This window comes from Marimonas lutisalis, assembly GCF_005434965.1.
Taxonomy (GTDB): domain Bacteria; phylum Pseudomonadota; class Alphaproteobacteria; order Rhodobacterales; family Rhodobacteraceae; genus Marimonas_A; species Marimonas_A lutisalis.
Map to the genome: position 1 here is coordinate 1,003,016 of NZ_SKCI01000001.1, position 13,816 is coordinate 1,016,831.

14 protein-coding genes are annotated in these 13,816 nt (G+C 65.7%); 8 read left to right on the forward strand and 6 right to left on the reverse strand.

Annotated features, from left to right (window positions below):
• Window positions 1–143: 143 nt before the first annotated feature.
• The 3 genes from E0501_RS04795 to E0501_RS04805 all read right to left on the reverse strand — a co-directional run bounded on the left by E0501_RS04795 (window position 144) and on the right by E0501_RS04805 (window position 2,619).
• A complete protein-coding gene (locus tag E0501_RS04795) occupies window positions 144–983 on the reverse strand; it encodes a TPM domain-containing protein (protein ID WP_137700191.1) in 840 nt (279 codons plus the stop codon).
• A gap of 63 nt (window positions 984–1,046) precedes the next feature.
• On the reverse strand, window positions 1,047–2,216 hold the full coding sequence (locus E0501_RS04800; RefSeq protein ID WP_137700192.1) for a pyridoxal phosphate-dependent aminotransferase: 1,170 nt from the start codon (window positions 2,214–2,216) through the stop codon (window positions 1,047–1,049).
• A 52-nt stretch (window positions 2,217–2,268) separates the two neighbouring features.
• Window positions 2,269–2,619, reverse strand: coding sequence for an MmcQ/YjbR family DNA-binding protein (locus tag E0501_RS04805; protein ID WP_137700193.1), 351 nt, complete (start codon window positions 2,617–2,619; stop codon window positions 2,269–2,271).
• Window positions 2,620–2,793: 174 nt separating this feature from the next.
• Here E0501_RS04805 and cysS point away from each other — a divergent pair, with 174 nt between their 5' ends.
• From cysS to E0501_RS04825, 4 genes are all read left to right on the forward strand, one after another.
• Window positions 2,794–4,188, forward strand: a complete 1,395-nt coding sequence (gene cysS, locus E0501_RS04810; protein WP_137700194.1) for a cysteine--tRNA ligase — start codon at window positions 2,794–2,796, stop codon at window positions 4,186–4,188.
• A 190-nt stretch (window positions 4,189–4,378) separates the two neighbouring features.
• A complete protein-coding gene (cimA, locus tag E0501_RS04815) occupies window positions 4,379–5,989 on the forward strand; it encodes a citramalate synthase (protein ID WP_137700195.1) in 1,611 nt (536 codons plus the stop codon).
• 1 nt (window position 5,990) lies between these two features.
• The gene (locus E0501_RS04820; protein WP_137700196.1) at window positions 5,991–6,701 is read left to right on the forward strand and encodes a class I SAM-dependent methyltransferase; all 711 of its coding nucleotides are present in this window, start codon (window positions 5,991–5,993) and stop codon (window positions 6,699–6,701) included.
• Window positions 6,698–7,462, forward strand: coding sequence for a phytoene/squalene synthase family protein (locus E0501_RS04825; protein ID WP_137700197.1), 765 nt, complete (start codon window positions 6,698–6,700; stop codon window positions 7,460–7,462). The genes E0501_RS04820 and E0501_RS04825 overlap by 4 nt, the downstream gene beginning before the upstream one ends.
• Before the next feature lie 36 nt (window positions 7,463–7,498).
• Here E0501_RS04825 and E0501_RS04830 read toward each other — a convergent pair whose 3' ends face one another.
• From E0501_RS04830 to cobA, 3 genes are read right to left on the reverse strand one after another with little or no spacing between them, the layout of a single operon-like run.
• A complete protein-coding gene (locus tag E0501_RS04830; protein WP_137700198.1) occupies window positions 7,499–8,725 on the reverse strand; it encodes an MFS transporter in 1,227 nt (408 codons plus the stop codon).
• A 40-nt stretch (window positions 8,726–8,765) separates the two neighbouring features.
• Window positions 8,766–10,088 carry a cobyrinate a,c-diamide synthase gene (locus E0501_RS04835; protein WP_137700199.1) on the reverse strand — a complete coding sequence of 441 codons (1,323 nt, stop codon included), beginning with the start codon at window positions 10,086–10,088 and terminating at the stop codon, window positions 8,766–8,768.
• A complete protein-coding gene (gene cobA / locus E0501_RS04840) occupies window positions 10,085–10,939 on the reverse strand; it encodes a uroporphyrinogen-III C-methyltransferase (protein WP_137700200.1) in 855 nt (284 codons plus the stop codon). Before cobA ends, E0501_RS04835 begins: the two co-directional genes overlap by 4 nt.
• Window positions 10,940–11,147: 208 nt before the next feature.
• Between cobA and E0501_RS04845 the strand changes: the two genes are divergently transcribed.
• Genes E0501_RS04845 through E0501_RS04860 form a run of 4 tightly spaced genes read left to right on the forward strand, consistent with a single transcriptional unit; the run spans window position 11,148 to window position 13,780 of the window.
• Window positions 11,148–11,363, forward strand: a complete 216-nt coding sequence (locus E0501_RS04845; protein WP_137700201.1) for a twin-arginine translocase TatA/TatE family subunit — start codon at window positions 11,148–11,150, stop codon at window positions 11,361–11,363.
• A gap of 7 nt (window positions 11,364–11,370) precedes the next feature.
• Window positions 11,371–11,958: a Sec-independent protein translocase protein TatB gene (tatB, locus tag E0501_RS04850; protein ID WP_137700202.1), complete on the forward strand. Its 588-nt coding sequence runs from the start codon at window positions 11,371–11,373 to the stop codon at window positions 11,956–11,958.
• Window positions 11,955–12,938 (forward strand): twin-arginine translocase subunit TatC, encoded by a 984-nt coding sequence (gene tatC / locus E0501_RS04855; protein WP_137700203.1) that lies wholly within the window; start codon window positions 11,955–11,957, stop codon window positions 12,936–12,938. Before tatB ends, tatC begins: the two co-directional genes overlap by 4 nt.
• Window positions 12,935–13,780: an ATP-binding protein gene (locus E0501_RS04860; protein WP_137700204.1), complete on the forward strand. Its 846-nt coding sequence runs from the start codon at window positions 12,935–12,937 to the stop codon at window positions 13,778–13,780. The genes tatC and E0501_RS04860 overlap by 4 nt, the downstream gene beginning before the upstream one ends.
• Window positions 13,781–13,816: the final 36 nt, after the last annotated feature.

The window sequence follows — 13,816 nt, forward strand, 5'->3', positions numbered from 1 at the left end:
CACCGATGGTGCGCGTGACCAGCGAAATCATACAGGCGGGATCTTGCATCCAGGCCCCTTCCGTCAACATGGGGCCCAGTTTTGCGGGCTGGCGCGTGGCGTCTAACCCGCCTGCGACATTCTGTCGTTTTCAGACCTTTGCGCTACCACCGCCCCGAGGCACCACCGCCCCCCGAGCTGCCGCCGCTGAACCCCGAGGAGGACGATTTCGACGATCCCAGCCGGGAAATCGAATATTCGTTCTCCTGGGCATAGTCGCAGTTCTGGCAGCGGATGACGCGGCGGCCCCGGCCGGCGCTGTTGCGGGTGGCGGCCATGATGGTTTCGCGGGTCACCGACAGCATGCGCTGGCCGCATTGCGGGCAGCGCCCCATCGCCGTGATCCGGTCCTTCAGGCTGCGCCAGAGGATCATCAGCACGAAGGGCGCAAAAAGCAGGCTGGCCCACCAACCGCTAATGCCGCCGCTGCTCTCGGGCGGGGCGGCGCCGGCGTGAAAGGGGCGGGCGATGGTCTCGATCGTGCGGGTCACTCCCGCGCGGATTCCGGCCTCGTAACGGTCTTCGCGGAACGCCGGCAGCACCGCGCGGTCGATCACGTCGCGCGCCTGGCGGTTCCATTCGTTGTTGTATCCCTTGCCCAACTCCAGCCGCACCTCGCGGTCGCCATGCAGGACCAGCAGAAGAATGCCGTCATTGCGATCCGCGTCGCCGATGCCCCACTGATCGAAAAGCCCCGCGGCAAAGGTTTCAAGGTCCTGGTCGGGGGCGAAGGGCTCCTTGCGCGACAGCGTCACGACGGTGAATTCGATGCCGGTATCGGCACGCAGGCTGTCCAGGTCTGCACCGATCTCGGCCTCGGCCTCGGGGGGCAGAAGCCCGGCGAAATCGTTGACGGTGATCGTTTCAGGGTCGGGATAAGTCTGCGCAAAGGCCAGGGCAGGCACGGCCAGCACCAGCCACAGCGCGGTCAGAATACGTTTCATGATCTATCTCTCGGTCAGAAAATTCCTGATCGAAGGATAGGCGCGGCAGGCGCCGCCGGGCAATCAGATTTGTGCGCCCGCGAAATCCACCACATCACGCAGCGCGGTCTCGAAACGCGTATCCTCGATCGTCATCGCCACCCGGACATGCCCTGCCGCCGCCGCGCCAAAGCTCTCGCCGGGCATCACCGCGATGCGCCGCTCCTCCAGCAGTTTCTCGGCGAAGCCCGTGCCGCTCATCCCCGTCGCGCGGATATCCAGCATCAGGTACATCGCGCCTTCGGGGCGCACCGCGCGCACCGCGTTCTGCCCCTCCAGCACCTTCAGCGCGATCTCGCGCCGCCGCTGGAAGGGCGCGGCCACCCCGGCCTCGAACCCTGCGCCCTGCCGCAACGCGAACAGCGCCGCCTCCTGGATATAGCCCGCCACGCCATAGGTGGTGTGGGTCGAAAGGTTGATCATGTGGCGGATCGCCTCTTCGGGCCCCACGACCCAGCCGATCCGGCTGCCCGTCATCGCATGGCTTTTCGACATCGAGCCCACGACCAGCGTGCGCGCCGCCATCCCCGGGATGGCGCGGATCGACAGGTGCTGCCCCGCCCAGATCTGGGTGTCATAGACCTCGTCCGAGATCACCCAGAAATCACGTGCCTGCGCCACCCCGGCGATGCCCTCCAGCGTTTCGCGGGCATAGACCACCCCGGTCGGGTTGTTGGGCGTGTTGATCATCAGCGTCGCGGCGCCCTCGGCCACCGCGTCGATATCGCCCGCGTCGGGCTGAAAGCCCGCCTCGGGCCGCGCCGCCACGGGGCAGGGGATCGCGCCCGCCGCCCGGATCGTGCCGGGATAGGTGGCATAATAGGGATCGATGAACAGCGCCCTTTGTCCCGGATCGGTCAGCGCCATATGCGCTGCGAAAAGGCCCGATTGCCCGCCGGGTGTCACCAGCACATTGTCACGGGTCGTCTTCACGCCACTGGCGGCTTCGACCCGCGCCGCGATCTCGTCGCGCAGCGCCGGAATGCCGGGAATATCGGCATAACCCGTATGCCCCGCCGCCGCCGCGCGGTGCATTTCATCCAGGATCGACAAGTCGGTGCCGATATCATGCTCACCGATGGTCAGTTCGACCACCGGCTCGCCCGCGGCCTTCATCGCGCGGGCCTTGAAGAACAGATCCCACCCGCCCGAGCCGTCCGGCGTCAGCGTGGTGATGCGTTTCGACAAAGCCATGCGATTCCCTCCTGCAATCCTGCGGGCAAGGCACCGCGCTGGCGCGGGAATGTCAATCCGGTCGCGCGGGCAGGGCGGCTTGCGCCTTCTGCGGCAGACCGGCGCGGATCGTGTCATAGGCCACGCCCAGCCGGTGGCGCGCCTCGGCCTCGTCGAAGCTCTCGAAGGGCAGGTTCACCCAGGAGCGGTGGAAATAGGGCGCCTTCACGCCCACGCCCGCCTCGATCAGCATCTGCGCGGTCTCCACGTCGGGGCATTTGAGCGACACGCCTTCGCCCTTCGCGCCGACCGCGGCGAAAATCTTGCCACCCACTTTCCACACGTCATGCCCCGGCCCGAACGGGGCCGAGCATTCCGCGCCGGGAAAGCCGGCGCAGATGCGGTTCACGATGTCGCGGCTCATGGCACTCTCCCTCTTGGCAGGGAACAGCCTATCACGTAATGTCATGCCCATGAACGGAACCTGCATCATTACCTGCTGCATTATCGGCTGACATCGTCAGGCGGGCCGTTCTTCTGTTTCCATCCAAGATCGAAGTTGCTAAGCCCGCCGCGAGGCCGCGCGCGTGAGGGCAACATGACCGAGATTAAACTCTACAACACCCGGACCCGGACCAAGGAAACCTTCCAGCCGATCGATCTGTCGAACGTGCGGATGTATGTCTGCGGGCCCACCGTCTATGACCGCGCGCATCTGGGCAACGCACGTCCGGTGGTGGTGTTCGACACGCTCTTCCGGCTCCTGCGGCATGTCTATGGGCCCGATCACGTGACCTATGTGCGCAACTTCACCGACGTGGATGACAAGATCAACGCGCGCGCCGCCCAGTCCGGCCGCCCGATCTCCGAAATCACCGCCGAGACGACGCAATGGTTCCTCGATGACATGGCCGCCCTCGGCGCGCTCGAGCCCACGCACATGCCCCGCGCGACGCAGTATATCCCGCAGATGATCGCCATGATCGAGGACCTGATCGCAAGCGGCCACGCCTACGCGGCCGAGGGGCATGTGCTCTTCTCGGTCGAAAGCTACAAGGACTATGGAGCGCTCTCGGGCCGCTCGGTCGATGACATGATTGCCGGCGCCCGGGTCGAGGTCGCGCCCTACAAGCGCAACCCGATGGATTTCGTGCTGTGGAAACCCTCCACACCCGATCTGCCCGGCTGGGACAGCCCCTGGGGCCGCGGCCGCCCCGGCTGGCATATCGAATGCTCGGCCATGTCCTACGAGCTTCTGGGCGCATCCTTCGACATCCACGGTGGCGGCAACGACCTGATGTTCCCGCACCACGAAAACGAAATCGCGCAAAGCTGCTGCGCCCACCCGCAGGGCGATTTCGCCCATGTCTGGATGCATAACGAGATGTTGCAGGTTGAAGGCAAGAAGATGTCCAAATCCCTGGGCAATTTCTTCACCGTGCATGACCTGCTGGAGCAGGGGGTGCCGGGCGAGGTGATCCGTTTCGTCTTCCTGTCGACACACTACCGCAAGCCGATGGACTGGACCGCGAAGAAGGCTGCCGAGGCTGAAAAGAAACTTGCTCAGTGGTTTCGCAGAACTGATGGTGTCGACGCTTCCACAATAGTGCCGTCTCGCGCTTTGGCTGCCCTCGCAGACGATTTGAACACGCACTTGGTGCTGTCTGAAATGAACAACATGTCAGCCCCGCAACTTAAGGCAACTATGCAGTTACTTGGGTTTCCAAATGCCGAAGATGTCGATTGGTTCCGGGAAAGGGCGTCAAAGATGTCAGGCGTGGCTTCCAGTTTCGGGCACAGTTTGGAACAGCCGCTGCTTCGCGAATTGATGGACCGTTGGCAGCGGTTTCGTAATGAAAAGAACTACGAAGCGGCTGACGAATTGAAAGGCCAAATCGAAGCTGTTGGCGTGAAACTGGTTGCAGGGCCGGATGGGCCGCAAGCGACGCTGGAAAAGGACTTCGACCCCGCCAAGCTGGAGGCCCTGAAATGACCCGTCCAGCGCGCGAAACAGAGGTTTGCCCCCGGCCCGCGGGTGGGGGCGTATTCGCCCCCGCCCTGGGGGGCGGGTCGGGGGCGAACCGGATCGCAGGCGATCCGGAGGAAAACCTGCACTGTGCAACGCAAGCGGGGCGGCCGGGCGCTGCCCGTGACGCAAGCGTCCCGGGCAAAGGAATGCACCGATGACTGACCGTCTCTACATCTACGACACCACGCTGCGCGACGGGCAGCAGACACAGGGCGTGCAGTTCTCGACCCCGGAAAAGCACCAGATCGCCAAGACGCTCGATGCGCTGGGCGTCGATTACATCGAAGGCGGCTGGCCCGGCGCCAACCCCACCGACAGCGAGTTTTTCGCCGAGGCCCCGAAAACCCGCGCCACCTTCACCGCCTTCGGCATGACCAAGCGGGCCGGGCGCTCGGCCGAAAACGATGACGTGCTGGCCGAGGTGATGAACGCCGCCACGCCGGCCGTCTGCCTTGTCGGCAAGACGCATGATTTCCACGTCGAAACCGCGCTGGGCATCACGCTTCAGGAAAATCTCGAAAACATCCGTGCCTCGGTCGCGCACATGGTGGCGCAGGGGCGCGAGGCGCTTTTCGATGCCGAGCATTTCTTCGACGGCTACAAATCGAACGCGCCTTATGCGCTGGAATGTGCGCTCGCGGCCTACCAGGCCGGCGCCCGCTGGGTGGTGCTGTGCGACACCAACGGCGGCACCCTGCCGCCCGAGATCCACGATATCACCCGCGCGGTGATCGAGGCTGGCGTGCCCGGCACCCACCTTGGCATCCACACCCATAATGACACCGAAAACGCCGTCGCGGGCAGCCTGGCCGCCATCGACGCGGGCGCGCGGCAGGTGCAGGGCACCTTGAACGGGCTGGGCGAACGCTGCGGCAACGCCAACCTGACCACGCTCATCCCGACGCTTCTTCTGAAAGAACCCTATGCCAGCGCGTTTGAAACCGGCATCACCCATGATGCGCTGAAAACGCTCACCCAAGCCAGCCGCCAGCTCGATGACATCCTCAACCGCGTGCCGATGCGCCAGGCGCCCTATGTCGGGGTCTCGGCCTTTGCGCACAAGGCGGGGCTGCATGCCAGCGCCATCCTCAAGGATCCCACCACCTATGAGCATATCGACCCCGAGGCGGTGGGCAACGCCCGCATCATCCCGATGTCGAACCAGGCCGGCCAGTCGAACCTGCGCCGCCGCCTGGCCGAGGCCGGGATTGAGGTGGAGAAAGACAATCCCGCGCTCGCCCGCATTCTTGAGGAAATCAAGCGGCGCGAGGCCGAGGGTTATACCTATGACAGCGCGCAGGCCAGTTTCGAACTTCTGGCGCGGCGCGAACTGGGCCTCATGCCCGAGTTCTTCGAGGTGAAGCGCTACAAGGTCACCGTCGAACGCCGTAAGAACAAGTACAACCGCATGGTCTCGCTCTCCGAGGCGGTCGTGGTCGTGAAGGTCGACGGCGAGAAGAAGCTCTCGGTCTCCGAAAGCCTTGACGAGTCCGGCTCCGACCGCGGCCCGGTGAACGCGCTCGCCAAGGCGCTGGGCAAGGACCTTGGCCGCTACCAGCAGGCGATCGACGATATGCATCTCGTCGATTTCAAGGTGCGCATCACCCAGGGCGGCACCGAAGCCGTGACCCGCGTCATCATCGACAGCCAGGACGGGCAGGGGCGACGCTGGTCCACCGTCGGCGTCAGCGCCAACATCGTCGATGCCTCCTTCGACGCGCTCCTAGACGCGATCGACTGGAAACTCCTGCGCGACGGGGCCTGAGATGGACATGACGGCTTTCTTCAAGCTGCACAGCGGGCTTGATCGCGAAGGCCCCGGCCACCCCGACGAAATTGCCTGGGCGGTCGAGCAGGTAGGCGCTTCCGGCGCCGCCCGCATGCTCGATGCAGGATCGGGCCCGGGCGGCGACGTGCCGGCCCTGCGCACCGCCATGCCCGGGGCGACCATCCTGGCCGTCGACAGCCACGCGCCCTTCATCGACGATCTGAACGCGCGCTTTGCGGACGATCCGCAGGTCACTGGGCAGGCAGCCGACATTATGACCGCCCAAGGCCCGTTCGATTTCATCTGGTGCGCCGGCGCCATCTACTTCGTCGGCGTCACCGAGGCGCTTTCCGGCTGGCGCGCCGCGCTGGCGCCGGGGGGCGCAATCGCCTTCTCGCAGGCCTGCCTCTTCCGCCCCGATCCGCCCGCCGCTGTCGATACCCTGTTCGAAGGCTATCCCGTCACCGATGAGGCCGGCATCAAGGCCCAGGTCGCAGCCGCGGGATATGATCTGCTGGCCACCCGCCCGGTCTCGGACGCGGCCTGGGAGGCCTATTTCCAGCCGATGGAGACCCGCATCGCCGCGCTGCGCCCCGACGCCGATCCGGCCCTGAACGCGGTTCTGGACGACGCCGAAACCGAGCTCGCCACATGGCGCGCGCACCGGCGCGACTTCGGCTATCTCCTCTGCGTGGTGCGCCCGGCATGAGTGACGATATCGCCGCCTGCGCCGAAATCGTTGCCCGGGGCGATCCGCACCGCTTTCGCGCCACCATGGCCGCCCCCGTGCCCGCCCGCGAAAAACTCTTCCCGCTCTACGCCCTGAACGTCGAGGTTTCGCGCGCGCCTTGGGTCACGGCCGAGCCGGGCATCGCAGAGATCCGCCTGCAATGGTGGATCGACGCCCTGAACGAAATCGCCGCCGACGGCGTGGTGCGCCGGCACGAGGTCGTCGTGCCGCTGGCGATGCACCTGGCACCCGACCAGGCCCGCGCGCTCGTCCCGCTGGTCGAGGCGCGCAGCTGGGACATCTACAATGATCCGTTCGAGACCTCAGCGGCATTGATGGCCCATATAGCCGATACGTCGGGGCGGTTGATGGAAACCGCCGCTGGCCTTCTGGGCCCGGGCGCCGAGGCCCCCGCGCGCGAGGCCGGGCTGGCGCTCGGACTGGCCAACTGGTTTCTCGCGGTGCCGGCGCTGACGGCGGCAGGCCGCCGCCCGCTGCCCGATGACAGCGACGCGGCGCTCACGGCGCTGGCCGAAACAGGGCTCGCGCATCTCGAAAACGCGCGCCGGGCCAGTATCCCTGCGGCTGCGCGGCCCGCCTTCCTGCCGCTGGCCGGTGCGGCGCGCATCCTGCGCAGGGCACGCAAGGCCCCCGCGCGCATTCGAGATGGCGGCCTCGCCGTCAGCCCGTTCCGCGAAAGGCTCGATCTCATGAAAGCCGCTCTGACTGGCCGTTGGTAGCCGCTTACCAAGCCTGGCGGTCGCTTGCTGGCGATCTCAGACGTATTCGTCTTCGCGCCGGAACCACATCCAGATCAATGCGCCGCCGGCCAGCATCAGGAACGGCGCCATCGCCAGGTTCACGCTGGCCCAGCCCGCCATCGCATCCCCGCCCGAGCAGTTCATCAATCCACCGCTCGCCAGCGAGGCCACGGTCACACCGCCAAAGACGATCAGGTCGTTCATCCCCTGCATCCGGCCACGCTCTTCCGGCGCGTGCGATGCGGCCAGCATCGTCGTCGCCCCGATGAAGCCGAAGTTCCATCCGATCCCCAGCAGGATCAGCGCGATATAGAAGTTTTCCAGCGCCACGCCCTGCAGTGCCACGGCCCCGGCGCCCGCCAGGATCACCAGCCCGGTCGCGACGATGGTCTTTACCCCGAACCGCGCGATCAGGTGGCCGGTGAAAAAGCTGGGGATATACATGGCCAGCACATGCGCGCTCACGATGTCGGCGGCCGTGCCGGTCTCGAAGCCGCAGCCCACCACGGCGAGCGGCGTCGATGTCATCACCAGGTTCATCAGCGCATAGGACACCATCGCACAGATCACCGACACGGCGATGATCGGCGTTGCGATCAGTTCCTTGCGTGTACGCCCCTTGGGTTCGCCCTCTTTCGGGACGGGCGGTTTCGGGATGTCGAGGAACAGAAACAGCGCCGAGCCCAGTACATTGGTCAGGATCACCGCCATGTAGGTGCCCATGAACGGGATCACCATCGCATCCGCCGTCACCTTCACGATCTGCGGCCCGATGATGGCCGAGGCCAGGCCGCCCGCCATGACATAGGAAATCGCCTTCGGCCGGAACGAATCGCTGGCGGTATCGGCGGCGGCAAAGCGGTAAAACCCGTGCGCCGACATGTAGACCCCGGTCAGAAGAGACCCGGCCAGGAAAATTGGAAAGGACGCCTGGTAAAGGCCATAGGCCCCGACGACGCCGCCCAGCGCCCCGAAACCCGCGCCCACGAAAAACCCGGTGCGCCGGCCGAACTTCTGCATGATCCCCGACACCGGCGTCGCCGCCAGCATCGAACCCAGAACGATAAGCGAGATCGGCAGCGTGGCGAAACAGGCATTGGTCGCCAGCGACTGGCCGGCCAGCCCGCCGATGGTGAAAATCATCGGCATCTGTGCGCCCAGGATGGCCTGCGCCAGAACAAGGATCACGACATTGCGCTTGGCGCGGGTGTCGTCATGGGGCTGTGTTGCTGCGTCTGTCATGCAGGCGGCTTACTGTGAAGCGGGGATGCCGTCCAGATGGTCATTGCGTCACATCATCGGCGGGTGGGCCGGCCCCGTCCGTCGCCCGGTCGATCAGATGCGCATATGACCCGCAGACGCGCCCCTCGCGCAGCCCGATTTCCCCCAGGTCCTTGCCATCCGCATCCCGCGCAGCAAAAAGCGGCGCACCACGCGCCGAAAGCTCGGTGGAATAGTGGAACTCATGCGCCGCATAGCGCCCCGCAAACGGCCCGCCCAACGCCTTCAGGTGGCGATAGCCCAGGTGCAGTTTGCGCGTCGCGAACGAGGTTTCCAGCCGCAACAGCCCGGCCATTTCATGCCGGGTGCCCTCGGCATCGGTCAGTCCGTCGCCCAGAACCATGTAGCCGCCACATTCTCCATATATTTCAATGGATTGAGCGGCATTTCTCAGGCTGTTTAGGAAGCTTTCGTTGCCGGCGATCCGCCCGGCATGCAGCTCGGGATAGCCGCCCGGCAGAAACACCGCGTCCGCATCGGGCGCCGGGTCGTCATTGAGCGGCGAAAACGGCAGGAGTTCGGCGCCCGCCGCCCGCCAATCGTCCATCAGGTGCGGATAGGCAAAGGCAAACGCCTCGTCCTGCGCCACCGCGATGCGCTGGCCCAGCGGCGCGATCGGCGAATAGCTTTGTGCGGTCAGGTCCAGCGGTCCGCCCTCGGCAATCGCGTCAAGGTCAAGCCCGCGTTCCAGGATGTCGGCCACCTGGTTCAGCCAGCTCTCCAGGTCGGCGCGTTCCCCGGCCTGCACCAGCCCCAGGTGGCGGCTGGGATGGGCGAGGCGCGGATCGCGGCGCACCACGCCCAGCACCGGGGGCAGGGCGCGCCCCGCCGCCGGGCGCGCCATCACCGCCCGCAGGATCGCCTCGTGCCGGTCCGAGCCCACGTTGTTCAGGATCAAGCCCTTGATGCGCAGCCGGGTATCCAGCGTGGCAAAGCCCAGCACCTGCGCCGCGACGCTGGCGGCGGTTCTGGCGCAATCGACGATCAGGACGATGGGAATGCCGAACCGCGCCGCCAGGTCGGCGGCCGAGCCCACCTGCGTGGCGCCGGCGCCGTCAAACAGCCCCATCGCCCCTTCGATGACCAGCGGCGCGTCGCCCGCCAGCAGCGCGGCAAGACGCCCGTCCTGCATCGCCCAGGGGTCGAGGTTGGGGCAGGGCCGGCCGGTGGCCGCCTCGTGAAAGCGCGGGTCGATGTAATCGGGGCCGATCTTGGCCGAGCGGACATTGCGGCCCATCCGCGTCAGCGCGCGCAACAGGCCCAGTGTGATCGTCGTTTTGCCCGCACCCGATCCGGTGGCCGCGATCAGAACAGCGCGGCTCATGCCTGCTCGGCGGGGCGCCCTCGGCCCAGCGGGTCCAGGTCGCGCGGTGCCTCGCCCCGCATCAGCGCCTGCCAGTCCAGCACCTGCCGCATCAGCACGGCGCGGCCCACGCACAGTATCGCCGGCGGTTCGAAACCGCTGGCCTCGATGTCCGCGGCCATCCGGCCCAGCGTGGTTTCCAGCACCTTCTGCTCGGGCGTCGTGGCCTGCGCCACCACCGCCACCGGCTCGTCGCGGCTGCGTCCGCCCTCCATCAGCGCCTCGGCAATGCGCGCGGCATGTTTCATGCCCATGTAGATCACCAGAACCTGAGCCCCCTTCGCCAGCGCCCCCCAGTCGAGCGAGGCAGGCGTGTTGCCCGACTGGTCATGGCCGGTGACGAAGGTCACCGCCTGGTTCACATCGCGATGCGTCACCGGGATGCCGGCATAGGCCAGCCCGCCGATGCCCGCGCTGATGCCGGGGATGATCCGCACCGGCACGCCATGCTGGATGAGCGTCTGCGCCTCTTCCCCGCCGCGCCCGAACACGTAAGGATCGCCGCCTTTCAGCCGCAGCACCTTCTTGCCCGCCCGCGCAAGCTCCACCAGCCGCAGGGAAATGTCACGCTGCCTGGCCGAAGGCTTGCCGCCGCGCTTGCCGGCATATTCATGCTCGGCCTGCGGCGCCCAGCGCAGGATCGCCTCGTCCACCAGTGCGTCGTAGATCACGATATCGGCCTGGCGCAGCGCGTTGAGCGCGTGCAGCGTCAGCAGCCCCGGATCGCCCGGGCCTGCGCCGCACAGCCACACCCAGCCCGGCGCCATGTCGGGCCAGTCATGATCGGGCAGGGGCACAGGTGAATCGCTCATGGCGCCGTTATCATCCCTTTCGCCCGCCGTGAAAAGGCGGCAAAGCGCGCAGTCGGCCCCCAAACGCGACATTCCCGGGCTAAGAAAATTGCCCAAATCCTGCTCATCTTGGCCTATTGCGTCTTTCATCCCGGCCAGCAAGCGACTAGATAGCAAAGCAGCAAGTCACCGAGGCTGTCACTCCAGCCCCGGAGTAGGGAGAGAACACATGCTCAACAATATCGGCCTTCCCGGCCTCCTGCTCATCGCCGTCGTCGTGCTCGTGCTGTTTGGCCGTGGCAAGATCAGCTCGCTGATGGGCGAGGTCGGCAAAGGCATCACCGCGTTCAAGAAGGGCGTGAAAGACGGCACCGAAGAGCTTGAGAACCAGGCTGCCGACGCCGCCAAGGACGTCACCCCCGAAGACGAAAAAGACAAGGTCTGAGCCCTAGATGTTCGACCTCGGCTGGACCGAGCTTCTGCTCATCGGCATCGTCGCGCTGATTGTCGTGGGTCCCAAGGATCTGCCCATCCTGTTCCGCAAGGTGGGTGAATTCGTGGGCAAGGCCCGCGGCATGGCGCGCGAGTTCAGCCGCGCCATGGAAGAGGCGGCCGACGAATCCGGCATGAAGGATACGGCGAACTCCCTGCGCTCGCTCGCGGACCCCAAGAAGATGGGCCTCGACGCGGTCAAGGACGCCACCGATTTCGCCAAGTGGGATCCCGACAGCGAAACCGCCAAGCTCGCCGCCGAGCGCCAGGACGCCAAGCGCAAGATCCAGGAAGCCGCCGCCAACAAGGCCGCCGCCCGCCAGGCCGAGGAAGCCCGCGCCGCGCGCGAGGCGGCCGAAGCCGCTGACAAGCCGGCCGAGAAACCGGCCGCGAAAAAGCCGGCAGCCAAGAAGCCTGCCAGCAAGTCGGCCGCGACCAAATCGACCGCCGCGAAGAAGCCGGCGGCGAAGAAACCGGCGGCTAAGAAGACCGCGGCGAAACCCGCGGCCAAGAAAACAACGTCCAAATCGACCGGATCCAAATCATGAGCCAGCAAGACGCGCATGAAGAGATCGACGACAGCTCGGCCCCGTTGATCGAGCACCTCGCCGAATTGCGTGACAGGCTCATCCGCTCGGTCATCGCCTTCATCATCGGCATGGTGATCTGCTTTTCGGTCTGGAACCCGATCTTCAATTTTCTCACCCAGCCGCTTTGCGATGCGCGTGGCGCCATGGGCGATGATTGCGGCCTGATCCTCATCAAGCTGCAAGAGGGCTTTTTCGTCGCCATCTCCATCTCGCTCCTGGGCGGGCTGGTGCTCAGCTTTCCCTACATCTCCTACCAGATGTGGCGCTTCGTGGCGCCGGGCCTCTACAAGTCCGAAAAGAACGCTTTCCTGCCGTTCCTCGTGGCCTCGCCCTTCATGTTTTTCCTAGGCGCGGCTTTTGCCTTCTACGTGGTCACGCCGCTCGCCTTCGACTTCTTCCTTGGCTTCCAGCAGGAAGGCACGCTTGTCTCCGAAGGGGGCGTGGAATCCAACACCACCGCCGGTATCGCCTTCCAGGGCTCCGCCCAGGAATACCTGCGCCTGACGATCAAGTTCATCGTCGCTTTCGGCCTGTGTTTCCAGCTTCCCGTTCTGCTCACGCTGATGGGCAAGGCCGGGCTGGTCAGCTCCGAGGGGCTGGCCAACGTGCGCAAATACGCCGTCGTCGCGATCCTGATCCTGGCCGCTTTGGTTACACCGCCCGATGTCATCACCCAAGTCATCCTCTTCATCGTGGTCTACGGCCTTTACGAGGTCTCGATCTTCCTCGTTCGCCGCGTCGAAAAGAAACGCGAAGCCGAGCTCAGGGCCCAGGGCCTGTGGTTCGAGGACGATGACGAGACCGAGGCCGAAGAAGAGGCCGACCTCTCCGAGGATGTCTACGGCGAGGGCGACGAATTCGAGGATCCGCTCCTCGATGAGTTCGACGCCAATGACGAAGACGACGAAGACCCGGGCATGGTGGACAAGACCAAATGAGCAAGAAGGCCCTGAAGCGGATTGCAGCGGCGCTGGAACGGATGTCGCCCGCGCCGCTCGACGCGCCCGATTTCGACGCGGCCGATGCCTTTCTCTGGCATGTAGAGCCCGACCGGCTGGAACCCGTGCCGCGCATTTCGCGCGTCGATCTGGGGTTGCTGGTGGGCGTCGATCGCTCGCGCGATACGCTGCTGGCCAATACCATGCAATTCGCCCGTGGCCTGCCGGCCAACAACGCGCTTCTCTGGGGCTCGCGCGGGATGGGGAAATCCTCGCTGGTCAAGGCGGTGCACGGCGCTGTCGTGGCGCAGGAGCTGCCATTGAAGATCGTCGAGTTGCAGCGCGAAGACCTGCCCTCGGTGGGCCGTCTGCTCAACATCCTGCGCTCGGCGCCTCAGATGCGTTTCCTGCTCTTCTGTGATGACCTGTCGTTCAGCCATGACGACCAGCACTACAAGTCGCTCAAGGCCGTGCTCGATGGTGGCATCGAAGGTCGGCCGGAAAACGTGGTGTTCTACGCCACCTCGAACCGCCGCCACCTGATGCCCCGTGACATGATCGAGAATGAGCGGTCTTCCGCCATCAATCCGTCCGAGGCGGTCGAGGAGAAGGTCTCGCTGTCGGATCGGTTCGGCCTGTGGCTGGGCTTCCACCCCTGTAGCCAGGACGAATACCTGTCGATGATCCGCGGCTATTGCGACCATTACGGCATCCAGATTTCCGACGAGGACCTGCGCGCCGAAGCGATCGAGTGGCAGGCCACCCGCGGCGCTCGCTCGGGCCGGGTGGCGTGGCAATACGTGACCGATCTCGCGGGCCGCAAGGGCGTCAGGCTGGGTTGAAACGGCCCGGGGCACCTCGGTACCGTACGCCCGGTT